General features: G+C 71.1%; 20 protein-coding genes and 1 pseudogene. 15 read left to right on the forward strand and 6 right to left on the reverse strand.

The genetic code is table 11. From position 1 onward, the window contains the following. Nucleotides 1–17: 17 nt before the first annotated feature. Entirely contained in the window at nucleotides 18–671 is a 654-nt protein-coding gene (locus ACFYW5_RS26805) for a beta-glucanase (RefSeq protein WP_389419640.1), read from the reverse strand. A gap of 261 nt (nucleotides 672–932) precedes the next feature. On the opposite strand from ACFYW5_RS26805, the gene ACFYW5_RS26810 reads away from it, so the two are divergent. Beyond that, the gene (locus tag ACFYW5_RS26810; RefSeq protein ID WP_389419641.1) at nucleotides 933–1,292 is read left to right on the forward strand and encodes an STAS domain-containing protein; all 360 of its coding nucleotides are present in this window, start codon (nucleotides 933–935) and stop codon (nucleotides 1,290–1,292) included. A gap of 105 nt (nucleotides 1,293–1,397) precedes the next feature. Here ACFYW5_RS26810 and ACFYW5_RS26815 read toward each other — a convergent pair whose 3' ends face one another. From ACFYW5_RS26815 to ACFYW5_RS26825, 3 genes are all read right to left on the reverse strand, one after another. Further along, the gene (locus ACFYW5_RS26815) at nucleotides 1,398–1,703 is read right to left on the reverse strand and encodes a DUF5133 domain-containing protein (protein ID WP_389419642.1); all 306 of its coding nucleotides are present in this window, start codon (nucleotides 1,701–1,703) and stop codon (nucleotides 1,398–1,400) included. A gap of 32 nt (nucleotides 1,704–1,735) precedes the next feature. After that, entirely contained in the window at nucleotides 1,736–2,596 is an 861-nt protein-coding gene (locus tag ACFYW5_RS26820; RefSeq protein ID WP_389419643.1) for a SigB/SigF/SigG family RNA polymerase sigma factor, read from the reverse strand. A gap of 261 nt (nucleotides 2,597–2,857) precedes the next feature. Next, entirely contained in the window at nucleotides 2,858–3,412 is a 555-nt protein-coding gene (locus ACFYW5_RS26825) for a hypothetical protein (RefSeq protein ID WP_389419644.1), read from the reverse strand. 180 nt (nucleotides 3,413–3,592) lie between these two features. Between ACFYW5_RS26825 and ACFYW5_RS26830 the strand changes: the two genes are divergently transcribed. From ACFYW5_RS26830 to ACFYW5_RS26865, 8 genes and pseudogenes are all read left to right on the forward strand, one after another. Next, complete coding sequence (locus ACFYW5_RS26830) at nucleotides 3,593–4,780, forward strand: glutamate--cysteine ligase (RefSeq protein WP_389419645.1); 1,188 nt, start codon at nucleotides 3,593–3,595, stop codon at nucleotides 4,778–4,780. Nucleotides 4,781–5,052: 272 nt separating this feature from the next. Further along, nucleotides 5,053–5,247 carry a hypothetical protein gene (locus ACFYW5_RS26835; RefSeq protein WP_389419646.1) on the forward strand — a complete coding sequence of 65 codons (195 nt, stop codon included), beginning with the start codon at nucleotides 5,053–5,055 and terminating at the stop codon, nucleotides 5,245–5,247. 31 nt (nucleotides 5,248–5,278) lie between these two features. Further along, nucleotides 5,279–5,449 carry a hypothetical protein gene (locus ACFYW5_RS26840; protein ID WP_389419647.1) on the forward strand — a complete coding sequence of 57 codons (171 nt, stop codon included), beginning with the start codon at nucleotides 5,279–5,281 and terminating at the stop codon, nucleotides 5,447–5,449. 60 nt (nucleotides 5,450–5,509) lie between these two features. After that, complete coding sequence (locus tag ACFYW5_RS26845; protein WP_389419648.1) at nucleotides 5,510–5,734, forward strand: hypothetical protein; 225 nt, start codon at nucleotides 5,510–5,512, stop codon at nucleotides 5,732–5,734. Nucleotides 5,735–6,152: 418 nt separating this feature from the next. Further along, nucleotides 6,153–6,608: an LLM class flavin-dependent oxidoreductase gene (locus tag ACFYW5_RS26850; protein WP_389419649.1), complete on the forward strand. Its 456-nt coding sequence runs from the start codon at nucleotides 6,153–6,155 to the stop codon at nucleotides 6,606–6,608. A gap of 44 nt (nucleotides 6,609–6,652) precedes the next feature. Continuing rightward, a pseudogene (locus ACFYW5_RS26855) lies at nucleotides 6,653–7,561 on the forward strand (NADP-dependent oxidoreductase). A 118-nt stretch (nucleotides 7,562–7,679) separates the two neighbouring features. Next, complete coding sequence (locus ACFYW5_RS26860; protein WP_389419650.1) at nucleotides 7,680–8,741, forward strand: alkene reductase; 1,062 nt, start codon at nucleotides 7,680–7,682, stop codon at nucleotides 8,739–8,741. A gap of 10 nt (nucleotides 8,742–8,751) precedes the next feature. Continuing rightward, complete coding sequence (locus ACFYW5_RS26865; protein WP_389419651.1) at nucleotides 8,752–9,231, forward strand: MarR family winged helix-turn-helix transcriptional regulator; 480 nt, start codon at nucleotides 8,752–8,754, stop codon at nucleotides 9,229–9,231. Between the two features lie 9 nt (nucleotides 9,232–9,240). Here ACFYW5_RS26865 and ACFYW5_RS26870 read toward each other — a convergent pair whose 3' ends face one another. Both ACFYW5_RS26870 and ACFYW5_RS26875 read right to left on the reverse strand, forming a co-directional pair. Then, complete coding sequence (locus ACFYW5_RS26870; RefSeq protein ID WP_389419652.1) at nucleotides 9,241–10,407, reverse strand: alkane 1-monooxygenase; 1,167 nt, start codon at nucleotides 10,405–10,407, stop codon at nucleotides 9,241–9,243. Nucleotides 10,408–10,799: 392 nt separating this feature from the next. Next, on the reverse strand, nucleotides 10,800–11,858 hold the full coding sequence (locus tag ACFYW5_RS26875) for a hypothetical protein (protein WP_389419653.1): 1,059 nt from the start codon (nucleotides 11,856–11,858) through the stop codon (nucleotides 10,800–10,802). A gap of 264 nt (nucleotides 11,859–12,122) precedes the next feature. Here ACFYW5_RS26875 and ACFYW5_RS26880 point away from each other — a divergent pair, with 264 nt between their 5' ends. From ACFYW5_RS26880 to ACFYW5_RS26905, 6 genes are all read left to right on the forward strand, one after another. After that, on the forward strand, nucleotides 12,123–13,070 hold the full coding sequence (locus tag ACFYW5_RS26880; protein ID WP_389419654.1) for an ABC transporter substrate-binding protein: 948 nt from the start codon (nucleotides 12,123–12,125) through the stop codon (nucleotides 13,068–13,070). A gap of 2 nt (nucleotides 13,071–13,072) precedes the next feature. Beyond that, a complete protein-coding gene (locus tag ACFYW5_RS26885) occupies nucleotides 13,073–14,053 on the forward strand; it encodes an amino acid ABC transporter permease (protein ID WP_389419655.1) in 981 nt (326 codons plus the stop codon). A 32-nt stretch (nucleotides 14,054–14,085) separates the two neighbouring features. Next, nucleotides 14,086–14,838, forward strand: a complete 753-nt coding sequence (locus tag ACFYW5_RS26890) for an amino acid ABC transporter ATP-binding protein (RefSeq protein WP_389419831.1) — start codon at nucleotides 14,086–14,088, stop codon at nucleotides 14,836–14,838. Next, nucleotides 14,835–16,073: a M20 family metallopeptidase gene (locus ACFYW5_RS26895; RefSeq protein WP_389419656.1), complete on the forward strand. Its 1,239-nt coding sequence runs from the start codon at nucleotides 14,835–14,837 to the stop codon at nucleotides 16,071–16,073. The genes ACFYW5_RS26890 and ACFYW5_RS26895 overlap by 4 nt, the downstream gene beginning before the upstream one ends. A 65-nt stretch (nucleotides 16,074–16,138) precedes the next feature. Further along, a complete protein-coding gene (locus tag ACFYW5_RS26900) occupies nucleotides 16,139–17,437 on the forward strand; it encodes a cyanophycinase (protein WP_389419657.1) in 1,299 nt (432 codons plus the stop codon). 217 nt (nucleotides 17,438–17,654) lie between these two features. Next, on the forward strand, nucleotides 17,655–18,518 hold the full coding sequence (locus tag ACFYW5_RS26905; RefSeq protein WP_389419658.1) for a MurR/RpiR family transcriptional regulator: 864 nt from the start codon (nucleotides 17,655–17,657) through the stop codon (nucleotides 18,516–18,518). Nucleotides 18,519–18,875 lie beyond the last annotated feature (357 nt).

Raw genomic sequence — 18,875 nt, forward strand, 5'->3', positions numbered from 1 at the left:
CCCGCTTGCAGGTGGCGCTACGCAGCGCGGTGCACGACCAGGCTCTCCACGCCGTACGACAGCTCGTTCACGGCGTCGTCGGGCCGCGGGTGATAGCGGCCCGCGCAGACGGACAGGTTGACGATGAGGGAGGCGTGCCAGTCCGAGCCGACGCCGCGTCGGTCGGCGAAGACCTGCTCGCCGTTCAGCAGCCAGACCACGCTGTTCCTGCCGAACGTCACGCTCAGGCTGATCACGGCGCCGGGAGTGACCGCGCTGTCGCGGACGTAACTGCTGCTCCGGCGGACGTGGTTGGTGAACTCCAGCAGGTCCGGGTTGTCCGGGTGGTACTCGAAGACATCGACCTCGTTGCCGCCGTCCCGCCAGGTCCAGATCGCCGGCCAGGCCCCCACCCCGACCGGGAGGCGCACTCTGGTCTCCAGCCGGTCGCCGGTCCGGACCATGAAGGCCTCCGCGCTCTCCTCGGTCGTGAGCAGGCCCGCGTCCCACAGCCCGTCGGGCCGACGCGTGGCCCGGAACAGGCCGTCACGGCAGTAGGAGGGATCCGGGGTGAGGTGGTCGAGCTTGTCGTCGCCCGGATTGGTGGGGCCGCCGTCCGGATAGGCCCAGGACCGCCCGGCTACCCACTGGCGTTCGGAAGTGAAATCAGCGACGAACACGACAGCACTCACGCCGGGGGCTCCTTCTTCTCGATCGCACATCACGCGCTCATGCGGTGATCCCCGCCGCTGATTGCGTCATGCCGACACGTGGGAGGACGGCCCTTCTTTCATGCGAACGGGTGATGCGAACGTCCGCCGCGGTGCGCTGAGGGGCTCAAACCGAGCCATCTACGGCCGCAGAGGAACCGGGTGGCTGCCGGTCTGCCGGAGACCGCTACATTCGAGCATGATGGAAACCCTGATCACCCCTGGACAGGAGAGTATGGGTTCATGAGCGCCGACGCCCAGCTGACGGTAGTGGACACCCGCGGGCCCCTGGCCGTGGCCGCCTTGGCCGGCGAACTGGACCACCACACCCTCACCGACCTCGCCCCGCGAGCCTACGAACTGGCAGGGGCCCATCAACGGCTCGTGCTGGACCTGTCACGGGTCACCTTCTGTGACTCCTCGGGGCTGAACATGCTGCTGCAGCTGCACCACACGGTGAGCGAGGAGGACGGCTGGCTCGCCGTGGCCGCGCCACCCTCCCAGACCCTGCGGCTGATGACCCTCACCGGTGCCGACCGAGTGATACGCGTGCACGACAGCGTCGATGAAGCCCTTGCGGCCCACTCCGAGGGAACGGAATAGCGGGACGGGGGAGAGGGGGCGCTGCGGGATTCTCCCTTGCCTTCCCGCGGCGCCGGGCCCGGCGCTCAGCACGTGGGGGAGAGCCAGGTCCGGCGAGGCGGACCGTCAGGCATCAGCTGTCGTACGACGGACGCGTACGTCCTCGACCGGGCGCCGGGGCACGCCGAGCGCGTAGCCGGTAGCCCTGGCGGGAGGTGCGGCGGGGGAGGCGGCCGCCGTGCCGAGATAGGTGTGAGCGGCCTCCAGGGCCTGCTCTATGTCGCGGGTGCCGGTGGACACGCACAGGGTGTAGGCGAGGTCCCGCAGGCGCTGACTGGGGGCGTCGGCTCCGGTACGGCCCTCCTCCTCGACGAGGAGAGCCTCGTATTCGCTGACGAGCGCGTGCAGCCGTGCGGGAAGGGGCATCAGCATCGGACGGACTCCTCGGGACGCGGAAGCGGGGCTCACTGAGCGGACCGGTTGCCGGACCGCTGGGTCATGACCTCGTCGCGGACGCGGGCGCAGCTGCGGTTGATGAGCCGGGAGACGTGCATCTGGGAGATGCCCAGCCGGTCGGCGATGCGGCTCTGGGTCATGTCCTCGAAGAAGCGCATGTAGAGGATGGCCCGGTCACGCTCGGAGAGCCTGCTGAGTCCCGCCTTGGCGGCCTCGCGGTCGACGATGCGGTCGTACGAGGCGTCGGGCGCGCCCAGCGTGTCGGCCAGGCTGTAGCCGTCGTCGCTCGAGGCGAGTTCGACGTCCAGCGACAGGGTGCTGAAGCTCTCCAGCGCCTCCATCCCCGCGCGCACCTCGTCCTCGGTGAGCCCGGTGTGCTCGGCGACGTCCGCGATGGTGGGCTCGCCGCTGCCGGGGTTCTGGGTGAGTTCCCTGCGGGCCACCCGCACCCTGTTGCGCAGCTCCTGCACCCGGCGCGGGACACGCAGGGCCCACATCCGGTCGCGGAAATGCCGCTTGACCTCACCGGTGATGGTCGGGACGGCGTAGCTCTCGAACGCGCCGCGTTCCGGCTCGTACCGGTCGACCGCCTTCACCAGGCCGAGCGCGGCGACCTGGCGCAGGTCCTCGATGGACTCGCCGCGGTCGCGGAAGCGGGACGCGATGCGGTGGGCCATGGGCAGCCAGACGGCGACGAGTTCGTCGCGCAGTGCGGATCGCTCGGGACCGTCCTCAAGTTCCGCCAGCCGGGCGAAGCGCTCGGCGGTGTCCGGGGCGTCGTCGTGGTTGCGCCGGGCGCGGGTAGCGGTGGCGTTGGCGGTGTCCGACGGAGCGGTGTGGGGGGTGGACGTGGGAGTGTCAATGAGCATGCGGAATCGCTCCTGAGCGTGTTTTCAAGGCACGATCGGAACAAAAGTCCCGGGTCATGGCCTGAACGGGGATGCCAGGGTCAGCCGCGAGGAGGAGTAGGCCGGGACCCGCCGACAGCGGGCCCGCGCGGACGTACTGCTCCCCGCTGGGCGCGCCTCCGGTCCGAAGCACAAGATTCCGCCTGCCCCCCGTCTCTGCCCACAAACACCAGGTTCGCCGTAGTTCTCAAAATCCGTTCCGCTCGGTGCATGCCTCGCCTGTCACGGGGTGGATGCCGAGACCTGCTGCCGGGCGTCGACAAGGGGAGACACCGCCGCCGCGGCCTTGGCGTGGAGGGAGTCCAGGGATATGAGCTGGTCCTCCGCCCTGCTCAGCAGTCGCAGCAGCTCGTCGGAGTCCAGACGGGGATCCACTGCCGCGGCGCGGTGCAGGGTCCGCCACAGGAGAACCTTTCCTTGCACCCCCAGCCGCATGGCTTCGAGCTCGACCAGCAGGGTCAGGCCGGAGCGGCGCAGCAGTCGGCCGTTCGGCTTGGCCCGGCCCACCTTCTCGCCCAGCCAGGCCGCGTAGATCTTGTAGCGCCTGGGGGTGACCTCCAGGTCGGACATCAGGCGCAGCAGGGTTGCCCGGTCCTCGGCGATGGCGGAGGCCAGGGCGCGCAGTTCCTTGCCGTGCGCCGACTCGCCGTGTTCCTGGACCATGCGCCGGGCCAGTCCGACGCCGCCGGTCGCGCCGGCCAGGTGGTCATTGAGATAGATGGCGAGCATGCGCTGCGGCGTGGGCGCGCCGCCGGGGCGGGGGGCTGTGGCACTCATGAGCTGCCTCCGGGATCGGAACGGTGTCGATGGATGCCGAGTGCCCCGTCTGCCGTGGCCAACCGCTGCATGCGGAGGGCTTTCCGCCCAAATCGCGTTCTTGTTCCTGCCGGTCCCCGTCAGGTGCTGACGCCTTTGGCCTTCTGCCCAGCAGCGGGTGCTCGTGTCAGCATGACCGGCATGACGAGTACAGGGCACACGCCGGCCGTCACGCCATCACCCGATCCGGGTCCCTGTCCCGGCCATGGCCGAGGCCGCGCCTTCGCATCCGGGCTTCCCCCGCTCACGCTCGGCGCCGAAGAGGAGTTCCTGCTGGTCGACCCCGTCTCCCGGGAACTGCGTGCGGAGGCCGAGACGGTGGTGGCTGAGGCGGCAAAGGAGCTCGGCGACCGCGTAGGCCCGGAAATCACCCGCTACCAGGTCGAGACCCGCACCGTCCCGCACAGCAGCCTCGCCGGTTTCGCCGACCAGATTCGCACCACCCGCCGCTGCCTCGGCGGCGCCGCCGCACGCCGAGGCCTGCGCATCATCTCCTCCGGCACACCAGTCATCGCCCCGCCCGGGCCGCCGCCGCTGACCGACGACGTCCGTTACACCCGCAGCGCCGCCCAGTTCCGGGCCTTGGACGACGAGCAGATCGCCTGCGCCTGCCACATCCACATCGGCGTCCCCGACCTCGCCACCGCCCTCGAGATCAGCAACCATCTGCGGCCCTGGACCCCCGTACTCATCGCCCTGTCGGCCAACTCGCCCTACTGGGCGGGCCGGGACACCGGCTACGCCAGCTGGCGCACGACCACCTGGGGACGTTGGCCGGTCGCCGGCCCGCCGCCGTACTTCGAGTCCCCCTCGCACTACGAGGATGTCGTCGCCGGCCATCTCGCCACCGGCGCGATCATGGACCGCGGTGGCCTGTACTGGGACATCAGGCCCTCCCACCACTTGCCCACCTTGGAGTTCCGGGCCGCCGACGCCACCGCCACCGCCGACGACACCGTCCTGCTCGCCGGACTCGTCAGAGCGATGACCGCCGCGGCCCTGAGCGCCATCGACGCGAAGGAGCCGGTCCCGCGGCCCGCTCCGGACCTGTTGCGGGCCGCCTGCTGGCGCGCCGCACGCGACGGCCTCGCCGGTGACCTCATCGATCCGGCCACCGGCCGGCTGACCCCGGCCATCAGCCACGTCGACGGCCTCCTGGCCCGCCTGCGTCCCGCACTCGATCACCACGGCGACACCGAACTCGTGCACCGGCTCTGGTCGGGCCTGCGCAGCCACGGCAGCCGCGCCGAGGCGCAACGCGCCGTCCACCGCCGCCGTGGGCGCCTTGCCGACGTCGTCGACCACCTCATCTCGGGTGTCACGGCGTAGCTTTCCGACCGGACTGCGTGACACCTTCTTCGCTGCTTGGAGGTGCCGTGCCGGTCGTCGATGGCTACGCCTCTCCGGCTCTGTACGGCACCGCACGAGCGCCGGCCGCGAGCCCGCTGGGGGCTCCGCCTGAGTGACGAGGACCCTGGTCGAGGCGCTCGACGGCGAGCGCGGCGGTGTGGATTTCTCCCGGCACGTTTCGGACGGGGCTCATGAGTCACCCGAGTGATCGGTAAGCGTTTCGGTGCGCAGGGGAAGCAAGGAGGAAGCTGATGTCGAACCCGCAACAGCCCGAACTGCGGCGCAGTGACAAGGGAGCGGGCACCCCTCAGGACAGCCAGGCCCGCAAGGCGGCACAGCCTGCCCACGGGAGCGGCGGCCACGCCCATGGGACGGACCGGGGCAACAAGGGCGGAGGGGAAGGCGGCGGTACGCCTCCCGAGCAGCAGCCGGACCACCCCGCATGAACCCGCCCGCACGGATGAGCAAGGAGAAGTCGTGACCGTACCGGAGGAGAACCGGCCGAAGACGACGTCCACGGACGACGTCGTACGGACGCCGGAGGAGGCAGGGACCGGCGAACAGGGCAACGGCGCCACCGGCCGCACCATGCGGGAGGCGATGGAGGAAGCCGGGCTCAGCCCGGAGAACCTGCGCGAGGGGTCCTGAGGCCGTAGGCCTGGACGCGGGCGGGGTGCGGCATCGCTGGCCGCTCCCGCCCGCCCGCAGGTGCGCGAAGGAGGGATCGTCTACCTGCCGCGTAACATCCCGCACTCCTGCCGCATCACCTCCGAGCGCTCCGACCTCCTCATGATCGCCGCCCCGGGAGGCATCGAGGGCCGTCACGCCGGATGCGACCTCACCACGCCACGTCCCGACGGCTTCGAGATCCCCAAGTCACTGATCGCGGAGGCCGCCGAGCTGTACGCCGCCGTCGTCGGCCTTCCGCGCTGAGCCCTTTCACCGGTCCCTACGGGTTACCGGTGACCGTCTGTCCGCGCTCCCGCCGCGCGACGCCTATCGGCTATCGGTGACTGCCTGTCCGGGCCCTCGCCGTGCCCCGCGCCTACCGGCTACGGCGGTCACCCGCCCCCAACTTCCGCCCCGCGCCCGCTCCCTTCGGCCCCAACGAGGCCCACATGCCCCCACTGCCCGTCCTGTTCGGCGCGAACGTCGACCCGCTTGCCCTCCCCTCCGGCCGCTCCCTCGAACAGGCCCAGCCGACCCCGAGCTGAATGCGCGCCCCAGACAGCCGGTCCAGGGTCGCGGCTGCCTTGGCCGGGACGGCGGGCGGACGCAGGGGAAGTGATAGGGGGTAGGCCTGGATGGTGAGCAGGTCCAGGCCGAGGTCATCGACGATAACCGGCGCCCTTTGGGAGGCTGGGGCCGGGACGGACCCCGGCGAGCCGGTAGTGCTCACCGCACACACGGGCATTGCGTTCACCGTTCCACATCACGCGCCGTGCCGAGCCCGGGGCTGAGGCTTTGGCTGGGCGCTTACGGCCCCCGGATGCTGACCGTGACCGGGGCCAAGGCCGACGGCTGGCTTCCGTCGTACGCCTATCTCGGCCTGGACGCCCTGCCCGCGCCGGTGCGCCGCATCGGCGAGGTGCCCGCGAAGGCGGGGCGTGATCCAGCGTCGATCCGGAAGGTCTACAACATCTCCGTGCACACGGCCGGGAATGAACGGGTTCGTGCTGTGGCTCGAACGCGACCACGAGCAGTAGATCCGTACGTTCGCCACGGAGGTCGTCCCCGCGGTCCGTGCCGTGCTCGATTGACCCAGCCGAAATACTTGGCTAGCCACAGATTCGGTGTTAGCTTTTAGGTGTCCAGCCACATAAGTGGCGGGCCCAAGGATGAGGAGTTCCCATGAAGGCCATCGTCTTCGACCGCTTCGGCGGCACCGAGGTTCTGCACGAGGCGGACATCGAGGTCCCGCAGCCGGGTCCCGGGCAGGTCCGCATCCTGGTCAGGGCGGCAGGAGTGAACGCCCTGGACGGCAAGATCCGCTCCGGAGCGCTCGAAGCCGTCTTCCCCACGCCGCTGCCGGCCGTGCCCGGCCTGGAGGTCGCCGGTGTGGTCAACGCCCTCGGGGAGGGGGTGCGGGACGTGAACGTGGGCGATGAGGTGCTGGGCTGGTCGGACACCGGCTCCTATGCCGAGTACGCACTGGCCACCACCGTCGCCCCCAAGCCCGCCGACCTCGGCTGGGAGCACGCGGTCGCCCTTCCGGTGGCGGGGGAGACCGCCGAGCGGGCCCTGAACCTGCTCGACGTCGCAGCGGGGGAGACCCTGCTGATCCACGGCGCGGCCGGCGGCGTCGGAACCCTGGCCGTCCAGCTCGCCACCGGCCGCGGAGCGCGGGTCATCGCCACCGCCGGCCCCGGCAACTAGGACTACCTCACCGCCCTCGGCGCCACCGCGACCACCTACGGCGAGGGCCTGGTCGACAGGGTCCGGGCCCTCGCCCCCAACGGCGTGGACGCCGTGCTCGACGCCGCAGGCAAGGGCGCCCTGGAAGACTCCATCGCCCTGCGCGGCGGAACCGAACGCATCATCACCCTCGCCGACTTCCGCGCCCACCAGCTCGGCATCACCTTCGCCAACGGCTCGCAGCAGCGCTCGGCCGACCGCCTGGATGCCCTGGCCCGGGCCGCCGCGACCGGCAAGCTGGTCACCGCCGTCGGCGCCACCTACCCCCTCGCCCGGGCCGCCGCCGCCCAGGACGTCAGCGACCGCGGTCACGTCCGCGGGAAGCTCGTCCTCACCGTCGGCTGACCCGCACGGGACCACCACCCACTCGCCACCCCGCCTCGCGATCGCCTCGCATCGCCATCACCCCTCATCACCCCAGCCTCGTCGCACCACCCCTCACCACCACACCGAAGGAACACCCATGCTCAACCCCCTGTGGACCCCCACAACCGTCGGCGCCCTCGCCCTCCCGCACCGCCTGGTCATGGCCCCCATGACCCGGGACCGCTCCACCCCCGAAGGCGTGCCGACCCCCTTGAACGCCGAGTACTACGCCCAGCGCGCCTCGCACGCGCTCATCATCACCGAAGGCACCCAGCCCTCCGCCGACGGCCAGGGCTACCTCCTCACCCCCGGCATACACAACGATGAGCAGATCGCCGGCTGGCGCACGGTGACGGACGCCGTCCACGCGGCCGGCGGGCGGATCGTCATCCAGCTCATGCACGTCGGGCGCATCTCCCACCCCGACAACACCCCCCACGGCCGGCAGCCGGTCGCGCCCTCGGCGATCCGCCCCCAGGGCGCGATGTTCACCGCCTCCGGACCCCAGGACATGCCGACGCCCCGCGCCCTGTCGACCGAGGAAGTCGCGGCGACCGTCGACGACTTCCGCCGCGCGGCCGCCGCGGCCATGGCCGCAGGCGCCGACGGCGTCGAGATCCACGGCGCCAACGGTTACCTAATCCACCAGTTCCTGTCCGCCAACACCAACCAGCGCACCGACCACTACGGCGGCTCCATGGAGAACCGCATCCGCTTCGCCATCGAGGTCGCCACCGCCGTCGCCGACGAGATCGGCGCCGACCGCACCGGCCTGCGCATCTCTCCCGGCAACCCCTTCAACGACATCGCCGAGACCGACACCGCGGAGGTGTACCCCGCCCTCGTACACGCCCTCGCCCCGCTCGGCCTCGCCTACCTCCACCTCCTCCACGCCGGCGACGAGGCCCTGCTGGACACCCTGCGCGCGGCATGGCCGACCACGCTGATCCTCAACCGCGCGGGCACCGACATGGCCACCCGGGCCAAGGACGTCGACAACGGCACGGCCGACCTCGTCTCCGTCGGCGCCCTCGCCCTTGCCAACCCCGACCTGGTCCACCGGCTACGCTCGGACGCGCCGCTCAACACCCCCGACCCGGCCACTTTCTACGGCGGCGGCGCGGCCGGTTACACCGACTACCCGACCTACACCGCCTGAGGACCAGACCATGCCCGCCCCCACGCCCCCCATCCCCTCCACGGTCAGCGGTGGGCAGGTGAGCTACGCGATCTTCCAGCTCGCCCGCGCCCACCGCGGCTACGCCGCCGCGATGCTCCGCGACATGGACCTGCACCCCGGTCAGGAACTGCTGCTGATGCAGCTTCTGGACCGTGACGGCCAGACCCAGTCCGAACTGCTGGAAAGCGTCGGCCTGGACCACTCCACCGTCTCCAAGTCCCTGCGCCGCATGCAGGAAGCGGGCCTGCTCACCCGCCAGCCGGCCGAACACGACCGGCGGGTCATGGTCGTCCACCTCACCGACAAGGGCCGCGGCATGCGGGAGCCCATCGTGGCCATGTGGAAGACCCTGGAAGAGGCCTCCGTCCGCGACCTCTCCAAGGAGCAGGCGGAGTCTTTCGTCCGCGACGCGTACACCATCGCCAACGCGATCAGCACCCGCGAAGCGGCGCGCCGGGACGGAGCGTAGAAGGAAGGGTCACCAGGAAGGCGTCCCATACCGCTTCGCCCTCCGAGGATGCAGATTGGCTCGTCCCGCCTCGCCGTCGTAGTGCGCCAAGACCTTCGGGTCCATCACGCGGCGCCACAGGGGGGTCACCCAGGCCAGGACGATCATGGAGGCGTAGCCGGAGGGCAGTTGGGGGGCCTCGTCGAAGTGGCGCAGGGTCTGGTAGCGGCGCAGCGGGTTCGCGTGGTGGTCGGAGTGGCGCTGCAGCTGGTACAGAAAGATGTTGCTGGTCGTGTTGTTGCTGTTCCAGCTGTGGCGTGGGGCGACCCGCTCGTACCGCCCGTCCGGTCGCCGCTCGCGCAACAGGCCATAGTGTTCCAGGTAGTTGACGGTCTCCAGCAGCAGGATGCCGCATGCCGCCTGGACGAGCAGGTAGGGCAGGACCACCGGTCCGAAGACGGCGGCGAGCGTGGCGAAGACCAGGACGGTCAGGGCCCACGCGGTCAGTACGTCGTTGCGGTACGACCAGGTGCGGTGCCCGCGCCGGTCGAGGCGTCGGGTCTCCAGGCGCCAGGCCGAGCGCACGCTCCCCGTGACCGTCCGGGGCAGGAACGCCCACAGGCTCTCCCCGAGTCGCGAGCTGGCGGGGTCCTCGGGGGTCGCGACACGGATGTGGTGACCGTGGTTGTGCTCGACGTAGAAGTGGCCGTAGCCGGACTGGGCCAGCGCGAGGCGGGCCAGACGGCGTTCGACCGTCTCCCGCTTGTGCCCGAGCTCGTGCGCCGTGTTGATGGCGACACCGGCGACGACGCCCACCGTGGCGGCGAGGCCCAGCGCGTCCGGCACGCTCATGCCGTCGGACCACAGCAGGCACGCGTACAGCAGACCGGCGTACTGCAGGGGCAGGTACAGGTAGGTGCACCAGCGGTAGTACCGGTCTTCCTCCAGCAGCGGTATGGCCTCGTCGGGAGGGTTCTCCTGGTCCGGGCCGATCAGCGCGTCCAGCAGCGGAATGAGGACGAAGGCGAAGAAAGGCCCCCACCACCACAGCGCCTGCCAGCCGCTTACGGCAACCAGCGCCGTGGCCTGGAAGGGGAGGGTGGGGACCGCCAGGCCGAGCAGCCACGCGTAGCGCTTGCGGTCGCGCCAGGGTGTGCCGGCGGGGGATGCGGGAGGCGTCGTCGACGGTGCCGTCATCTGCTGAGCTCCTTGGGGGCGTTCAGGATCCGGAGACTCGGCAGAGGGTGGCACCGACGGTTGTCGCTGACAATCGGGGGCGTGGTGTCAATATTCTAACGCTACGTCAACTAGCGGCCGTGCCCTCGCAGGCCGCCTTCACCGCCGAGGCGGCGAGCGCGTTGTGCCGTGCCTCCCGGGGAGCACAGGCCCGCTGACGAGGCGTCAGAACGTTGACGCCGAGTCACCCTGGGCGGCGCCTGACCGTCATGGCACGCTGGCCGTCGGCGGATTCCCCGTGTGTATGTCCGCCGAGCAGGTAACGCGCCCGTGCCGCCGCTGACAGATCCCGCCGTGGCGGCACGGACGCGCTCCTGCGGGCGGACCTGTGCCGCATGCAGGTGGCGGCCGGGTCAGGGCGCGCTCGTGGCGCAGCTCTCCGGGGTGCCGTTGTACAGGTTCGCGTCCGGAACTCCGTTGGTGACGCTGCGGCGGTAGTAACCGCACGTGGGACGGTCGGCGAAGTGGAAGGTCGTGCCCGGTGTCAGCCGCCAGATCTTGTAGTCGGAGTAGGTCAGCGGCCGGCCCGCGACGGCCCGTTCGGGCTGGTGGTCGCCGAGGACGACGTAGGCGTTCGCCCCGTACTGGGTGGCCAGGCCGTTCCTGTCGATGAACAGCGAGCCCTTCTCGTCGACCCCTACTCCCCAGGCCCGACCGCCCGGGGTCAGGCCGTCCTTGACGGCACGGGCCACGAAGGCCATGGTGCGGCCCATGCGATCACGGGCGCTGAAGTGGGAGTCGTTGACGACCCCGGCGTAGTGGGGCCACTCGAACATGCCGGTAGTGAAGGTGATGGAGCGGTCGTAGGGGTCCGCCAGGGCGTCGGCGCTGGTGGCACTGCCGCCGCACGCGTCGTACACCACGGGGCTGCTGACGTGGTGGCCCGCGCTGCCCCCGCCCGCCCCGCCGCCCTTGGCGACCACGGACTCGACCGAGGCCTCCAGTGCCGTGCCCTTCCAGCGCACGTACCGGCACTGGTCGCCGCCCGCGAAGTACACGAACTCGGCCTTGCGGATGTCGGCGTTGGCCTGGGTGTTGTTGCCGTCAGCGGCGCGGGTGAGCGTCCACGTGGTGCAGGAGTTGACCCCGGCGAGCCGCATGACGGTGTCACACTCCGGGGTCCTGCTGCCCGAGGACGGTGCGGAGCCGGCGAGGACGACGACGTCGAGGGAGCCGGTGTTGCCGCGGATCGTGTCGATGGCGCGGCTCATGGAACCGGGGACGACCGAGCCGTCGCCGTTCATGGTGAACGCCGGCCCCTGCCAGTCGGCGCGGTCGGCGTCGGCGGCGTTGCCCAGGCGGATCCGGTCGGCCGCCGCCTGGGCGGGGGCGGCGGAGCCGAGGGTGGCGGTGAGGGAGAGCAGAGCCAGGGCGGCGGCGGTCGCCCAACGGCGTCTCAGGCGTAGGGACATGGATCCTCCGGAGTTGAGATGTGGTGTGCTACCGGACGGTACAACTGGTCGGCTGTGGCTGGAAGATGTACCGCACGATCGGCCTGGGATCATGTGGAAAGAGCAGGTGAATGGCGGTCTGTCGCGGGTCAGGGGCGATGTCGACGCTCGTTACGTGAACGTAACGCGCGATACATCTAGCCAAGATTGCTAGCGTTCTGTAATTTCCGGAGGGCAGTCGGCGGCGTCTCCGCCGACCAAGGCTTCCGAGAGGTCCGACCCGCCATGAACGCTCGCACGGTCCGCCGTCTGGCGACCGCCACCGTAGTGACCACCGCCCTCACCGCCCTCAGCGCCTGCTCCACCGGTGACGACACCGCACCGGCCGCGAGCGGCAGCGTCACCGTCGCCGGCGTCAAGATCGAGAAGGATCCCGCGCTGCACGACGCGCTGCCGGGGGAGATAAAGGACGCGGGCACCGTCAAGGTCGCCACCGACGTCCCGTACCCGCCCTTCGAGATGTACGTCAAGGAGGGCGAGAGCGAGCTGACGGGCCTGGACTACGACCTCGGCCAGGCCCTCGGCGCCAAGCTGGGGGTGCGGTTCGCCTTCACCCCGCAGAAGTTCGACGGGATCGTCCCGGCCATCCAGGCCGGCAAGTTCCACGTGGCGATGTCGGCCATCACCGACAACAAGGAGCGGCAGCAGGTCGTCGACTTCGTCGACTACTCGCAGTCCGGCTCCGGCATCCTCGTCGCCAAGGGCAACCCCGACAAGCTCGCCACCCTCGACGACCTGTGCGGGAAGAAGGTGGCCGTGCAGGCGGCCACCAACCAGCTCGATCTGCTCAAGAGCCACCAGGCCACGTGCGAGAAGGCCGGCGGCGGCCGGATCGACATCCAGACCTTCCCCAAGGACTCCGACGCCCAACTCGCCCTGCGCTCCGGCAAGGTCGTCGCTCAGTTGCTGACCAAGCCGGCCGCCGGCTGGACCGCCAAGACCGCCGACGGAGGCAAGACCTTCGACCTCGTCGAGGACCCCGCCGCCCCCGGCGGCTACAACGCCTCACCCAACGGCATCGCCGTCACCAAGGAGTTGCCGGAACTGACCGACGCGATCCAGAAGGCCCTCCAGGCCCTCATCGACGACGGCACCGCCACCAAGATCTTCGACAAGTACGGTGTCGCCTCCATCGCGGTGAAGGAAGCCACCAGGAACGCGGCGGTCGACTGAGCATGGTCGAGCTGAAGACACCCCGGAACACCACCGCGCCCGCCCACGGGCTCGCGGCGGACGACCTCGTCGTCGTGCCGGTGCGCAACTACGGCCGCTGGGTGGCTGCCGCGGCGGCCCTGGCCGCCCTGGTCGGGCTGGCCGGTTCGCTCGCCAAGAACGACAACCTGCGCTGGGACATCGTCGGTGAGTACCTCTTCGCCGACCTCATCTTCGACGGCCTGTTCACCACCCTGTGGCTGACCGCGGCCGCCATGGTCCTCGGGCTCGCCCTGGGCACGCTCATCGCGGTCATGCGACTGTCCACCAGCCCCGTCCTCTACGGCCTGGCCACCTTCTTCGTGTGGATCTTCCGCGGTACGCCGCTGCTCGTGCAGATCATCTTCTGGGGTTACGCCGCGGCCTTGTACCAGTACGTGCTGATCGGCATCCCGTTCACCGACGTCACCTTCTTCCGGGCCGAGACGAACTCCCTGCTGACACCGGCCGTCGCGGCCCTGCTCGCCCTCGGGCTCAACGAGGCCGCCTACGCCTCCGAGATCGTGCGCGCCGGTATCCAGTCCGTCGACCCGGGGCAGACCGAGGCCGCCCACTCGCTGGGCATGCGTCCCGCCCTCACCATGCGCCGCATCGTGCTGCCCCAGGCGATGCGCGTCATCATCCCCCCGATGGGCAACGAGACCATCAACATGCTGAAGATGACCGCCCTGGTCTCCGTGATCTCCGCCCACGACCTGATGTCCAACATCCAGGACGTGTACGCCCAGAACTACCAGGTCATCCCCATGCTCGTCGTCGCGAGCCTGTGGTACCTCGCCCTGGTGACCGTGCTCGGCGTCCCGCAGGCATGGCTGGAGCGCCGCTACGGTCGCGGCACCGCCCGCTCCCAGCACGTGTCCCCCCTTCGGCGCCTGCTCGGCGGCGTCACCCGGCCCGCGCAAATGAAGAACGCGCAAGTGAAGAACAAGGAGGCCGGCCGGTGAGCGCCCCGACCGTGCACGACGCAGGCGTGCCGATGGTGCACGCGGAAGGCGTGCGCAAGCACTACGGGAAGCTGGAGGTCCTCCAGGGCGTCGACCTCACCGTCCGGCGGGGCAGCGTGTGCTGCCTGCTCGGGCCGTCCGGTTCGGGCAAGTCCACCTTCCTGCGCTGCATCAACCACCTCGAGAAGGTCGACGGCGGCCGGCTCACCGTCGACGGCGACCTCGTCGGCTACCGCCAGCACGGCGGCAAGCTGCACGAACTGCGGGAACGGGAAGTGGCCGAGCGGCGCCGCGACATCGGCATGGTGTTCCAGCGCTTCAACCTCTTCCCGCACATGACGGCACTGGAGAACGTCATCGAAGCACCGGTCCGGGTCGCCGGCGTGCCCAGAGCACAGGCCCGCCAGGAAGCACGGCAGCTGCTGGAGCGGGTAGGTCTCGCCGACCGCGCCGAGCACTACCCGGCAGAGCTCTCCGGCGGCCAGCAGCAGCGCGTGGCCATCGCCCGCGCCCTCGCCATGAAACCCAAACTGATGCTGTTCGACGAGCCGACCTCCGCCCTCGATCCGGAACTCGTCGGCGATGTCCTGGACGTGATGCGCCAGTTGGCCGCCGACGGAATGACGATGGTCGTCGTCACCCATGAGATCGGCTTCGCCCGCGAAGTCGGTGACACGGCCGTCTTCATGGACGAGGGAGTCATCGTCGAGGCCGGTGATCCGCGGCAGGTCCTGGTCGACCCCGAACAGGAACGCACCCGCGCGTTCTTGTCCAAGGTTCTGTGAGCGCCCCCTCGCGGCAGCGGCCCCGGCCCCGCCCCGCCGACCTGCTCGGCCCGGCCCGCAGCCGTCTTGAGCGCTACCTGCATGACCTTGCCCGCCTCGTCGCCATCGACTCCGGCTCGTACAGCCCCGATGGAGTCAACCGGGTTGCCGACTGGGTGCAGGCGTCCCTCACCTCGCTCGGATTCGCCGTCGAGCGGATCCGGCCGCCTGCCGCGGACGGTCCACCCTCCGACGCCCTCCGTACCGGAGACGTACTGGTCGCCCGCAAGGCGGGCCGCCTCGCTGCAGCGGACGGCGGGCGCAGGATCCTGCTGGCGGCCCACATGGACACCGTGTTCGAGGACGGGACCGCAGCCGAGCGGCCCTTCACCCTGGACGGCACCCGGGCGCACGGGCCCGGAGTCAGCGACGACAAGGGCGGTCTGCTGGCCGGCTTGACCGCCCTGGGGCTGCTGCAGGAGCAAGGCGTGTCGGAATACGCCGAGTTGGTGTTCCTGGCCACCCCGGACGAGGAGATCGGCTCCCCGGTCAGCAGGGCGGTCACCGAGAAGGTCGCCCGCGGCGTCGACTACGCCCTCGGACTGGAGTGCGCGCGCGAGAACGGCGACCTGGTGGTCGCCCGCAAGGGCGTCGCGGACTTCCGGCTCACCGTCACCGGCCGCGCCGCCCACGCCGGCATCGAACCCGAGCGCGGCGCCAACGCGGCCCTCGCGGCGGCGCACCTCGTCGTGGCTCTGCAGGCACTCAACGGGCGCTGGGACGGCGTGACCGTCAACGTCGGCGTCGTCCGGGCCGGCCAACGCCCCAACATCGTCTGCGCCGAGGCCGAACTCCGCCTGGAGGTACGCGCGGCGACCGCCGCCGACGTACGCAAGGTGCGGCGGGCCATCGAGGACGCCGCCGCATGCCCCGCGGTCCCCGGCACCGCCGTGACCGTCGAGCAGCTCGACGACTGCCCGCCGATGGAGGCGACCGAGGCGTCGCACCGAATGTTCGCCGCGGCCGAACGGGCGGCGGACGCAATCGGGTTCACCCTCGGCGCCACGGCCACCGGCGGTGTCGGTGACGCCAACCTGATCGCCGGCGTGGGCGTTCCGGTCCTGGACGGGCTCGGTCCGGTCGGCGGCGCCGACCACAGCCCGCAGGAGTGGCTGGACACCGCGAGCGTGCCCCAGCGCGTCGCCCTGCTGGCCTCGCTGATCGTCGCGCTCGGCGACAGCGGCGGCGACGTATGAGCGCCGGGCCCCCGGCCGTACCGCACCCGGACCTCCCGGGCCCCACCACACCTCATGGAGAGACCATGCGCGAGCGCCCTCGACCCGGTCGGCGTCACTTCCTGGCCGCCGCCACCGCCCTCGTCCTCACCCTCACCGCCGCTCCGGCGGCCGCCCAGGCGACCACTCACCCCGGCACCGGCCCGGCGGCGGGCTCCCTGGTCCTGATCGGCGGCGCCCTGAAGGAGAGCAACACCCAGGTGTACGGCGAGATCATCGAACGGGCCGGCGGCTCCCGAGCCCGTATCGGCGTCCTCACCGCCGCCTCCGTACCCGAGAGCCAGGACCCGCACGCGAACGACCCCGAGCGGTGCAGCAACTCGGCCTGCAACGGCGCCTATTACGCCGGGTTGTTCGAGAAGCATGGCGCGGCCGACGCCGAGTGGATCCCGGTCGACCTCGACCACATCGCCAACGCCGACTCCGACGCTGTGGTCGACCGGATCAACTCCATGACCGGATTCTTCTTCGGCGGCGGCGACCAGTACCGGTACGTCACCACCCTCCTGCACGGCGACCGGCACACCGACTCCAAGGTGCTCGCCGCCATCCGCGCCAAGCTGGCCGACGGCGCGGTCGTCGCCGGAACCTCCGCGGGCGCCCAGATCGCCGCCGGAGCCAACATGGTCACCGGCGGCGAGTCCTACCAGGGCCTGCGGGACGGCAGCGCGCCCGGCTACTTCGACGACCCCACCCGGCTCGGCCACCTCCCGGAGGGCGGGTTCGGCTTCCTGCGCTCCGGCCTCGTCGACACCCACACCGGCGCCTACGGCAGGGAGGGCCGAGCCCTGCGCCTTGCCGCGGACACCGGCCACGACCGCGTCTACGCCCTCCAGGAGAACAGCGCCCTCGTCGTCGACCGTCCCGGAACACCCTCCGAGACCATGACCGTCCTCGGCACCAACGGCGTCGGCATCCTCGACCTGCGCGACGCCCACGCCCGCACCTCCCGGGCCGGCTGGACCCTGACCGGAGCCCGGTACACCCACCTCACCGACGGCGACCACTACGACGCCCGCCACTGGGCCGCCCGCCCCGGTCCCGGCAAGCGCCCGCTGACCCCGAGCGGCACGTCCCCCGTCCCCGCCAACGGCGACGTCTTCTACTCGGCCGACAACCCGGCCGGAGTCCCGTACTCCTTCCTGAGCACCGCCGCGGCCCTCGCCGCCACCCGCACCCAGCGCACCGCCACCGCCACCACCTACGAGAGCGCTCCCCGCTTCACCGTCACCTTCACCAAGCGGCCGGGCTTCACCGCCTGGACGAGCGACGGCGCCACCGCGCGATCCCTCGTGGGACTGCGCATCGACATCACCCCCCGGTGACCCCGCTCGACACCCCGTCGGGGGGGGGGGGGGGGGGGGGGCGGCGCGCCCCCCGGGCCCCCCCCCCCCCCCCCCCCCCCCCCCCCCCCCCCCCCGCCCCCCCCCCCCCCCCCCCGCCGCCGCCCCCCCCCCCCCCCCCCCCCCCCCCCCCCCCCCCCCCCCCCGCACGGGCACTAGGCTCGGCACCGGCGCACCGCAAGATCCGAAAGGAGCCCTCATGGCCTCCGGCACCCTCGCCGACGACATCCGTCTCAAGCTGGGCACCCTCAGCCCCGCCGAGCGGAAGGTCGCGCGGGTGCTCCTGGCCGCTTACCCCGCGGCGGGCTTCGAGACCGTCGCCACGATCGCCGAACGCGCCGCCGTCAGCGCTCCCACGGTCCTGCGCTTCGTCGCCCGCCTCGGGTACAGCGGGTTCCCCGAGTTCCAGGCCGCCCTGCGCGCCGAGCTCGACCAGCGCAACGCCTCGCCCCTGTCGCTGTACGAGGAGACGGAGGACGTCCCCGGCGACGACACGGCCGCGGGCCTCATGGCCCGCAGCAGCAGGCTGTTCACCACCGCCGTGGCCCAGACCCTCGCCGAGACCCCACCGCACGACCTGGAACGGGCCATCACCCTGCTCTCCGACCGCAAGCGCCGCATCACGCTGGTCGGCGGCCGGTTCACCCACCTGCTCGCCCAGTACCTCGCCCTGCACCTGATGCAGCTGCGCGACGACGTCCACATCCTGCCGGAACGGGACGTCGAACGGGCCGCCGCCCTGGCCCGGCTCGGCCGCCGCGACGTCCTCGTCGTCTTCGACTACCGCCGCTACGAGAGCGACAAGACCGCCCTCGCCCAGCTCGTCCAGGATCAGGGCGGCAAGGTCGTCGTCTTCACCGACACCTGGCTGTCGCCCACCAGCGCGCACGCCGAGGTGGTGCTGCCCAGCCAGGTGACCACCCCGTCCCCGTACGACAGCCTGGTGCCCACCCTCGCCGTCATCGAGACCGTCGTCGCGGGCCTCATCACGGAGCTGGGTGACGACGCGCACCAGCACATGCGGCACACCGAGGACGTCGCCCGTCGTACCGGGTTGGTGTGACCGGTCACTGACGCGTCAGCGCGGCGTTGAGGTCGTCCGCGAAGCCGGACAGTCATGTGGCGGGTTCACCTCCCCACGGCTCCCTGACCAGCGCACGAGGTGACACCGCGTCAGCGTTCTGACGCCCCGTCAAGTGACTGAAGGTGGGGGCGGGGTGCCGCAGTGCCCCGCCCCCGGAGTGCGCCGCCGCTCTCTTGTCGGTGCGCTTGGGCACCGTAGCGTAATCGATTCCGCAGAGCGAGATCGTTGCACGGATTCTGTGCCATGCTCCATGAAAGCGCAGGTCACAGGGCATTTTGCGGCTCAGTGTAAGGTTTCGAACTGATTACGAAGTGTGCGTGAGCGTCATGAGTTCGC

Origin of the sequence: Streptomyces sp. NPDC002779 (assembly GCF_042888685.1) — a bacterium.
Taxonomy (GTDB): Bacteria; Actinomycetota; Actinomycetes; order Streptomycetales; family Streptomycetaceae; genus Streptomyces.

Bases quoted from the DNA above. Each gene is read 5' to 3' on its own strand.
- ACFYW5_RS26810 (WP_389419641.1), top strand. From the start codon at position 933: ATGAGCGCCGACGCCCAGCTGACGGTAGTGGACACCCGCGGGCCCCTG.
- ACFYW5_RS26815 (WP_389419642.1), bottom strand. From the start codon at position 1,703: ATGCTGATGCCCCTTCCCGCACGGCTGCACGCGCTCGTCAGCGAATAC.
- ACFYW5_RS26820 (WP_389419643.1), bottom strand. From the start codon at position 2,596: ATGCTCATTGACACTCCCACGTCCACCCCCCACACCGCTCCGTCGGAC.
- ACFYW5_RS26825 (WP_389419644.1), bottom strand. From the start codon at position 3,412: ATGAGTGCCACAGCCCCCCGCCCCGGCGGCGCGCCCACGCCGCAGCGC.
- ACFYW5_RS26830 (WP_389419645.1), top strand. From the start codon at position 3,593: ATGACGAGTACAGGGCACACGCCGGCCGTCACGCCATCACCCGATCCG.
- ACFYW5_RS26835 (WP_389419646.1), top strand. From the start codon at position 5,053: ATGTCGAACCCGCAACAGCCCGAACTGCGGCGCAGTGACAAGGGAGCG.
- ACFYW5_RS26860 (WP_389419650.1), top strand. From the start codon at position 7,680: ATGCTCAACCCCCTGTGGACCCCCACAACCGTCGGCGCCCTCGCCCTC.
- ACFYW5_RS26865 (WP_389419651.1), top strand. From the start codon at position 8,752: ATGCCCGCCCCCACGCCCCCCATCCCCTCCACGGTCAGCGGTGGGCAG.
- ACFYW5_RS26870 (WP_389419652.1), bottom strand. From the start codon at position 10,407: ATGACGGCACCGTCGACGACGCCTCCCGCATCCCCCGCCGGCACACCC.
- ACFYW5_RS26875 (WP_389419653.1), bottom strand. From the start codon at position 11,858: ATGTCCCTACGCCTGAGACGCCGTTGGGCGACCGCCGCCGCCCTGGCT.
- ACFYW5_RS26880 (WP_389419654.1), top strand. From the start codon at position 12,123: ATGAACGCTCGCACGGTCCGCCGTCTGGCGACCGCCACCGTAGTGACC.
- ACFYW5_RS26885 (WP_389419655.1), top strand. From the start codon at position 13,073: ATGGTCGAGCTGAAGACACCCCGGAACACCACCGCGCCCGCCCACGGG.
- ACFYW5_RS26890 (WP_389419831.1), top strand. From the start codon at position 14,086: ATGGTGCACGCGGAAGGCGTGCGCAAGCACTACGGGAAGCTGGAGGTC.
- ACFYW5_RS26900 (WP_389419657.1), top strand. From the start codon at position 16,139: ATGCGCGAGCGCCCTCGACCCGGTCGGCGTCACTTCCTGGCCGCCGCC.
- ACFYW5_RS26905 (WP_389419658.1), top strand. From the start codon at position 17,655: ATGGCCTCCGGCACCCTCGCCGACGACATCCGTCTCAAGCTGGGCACC.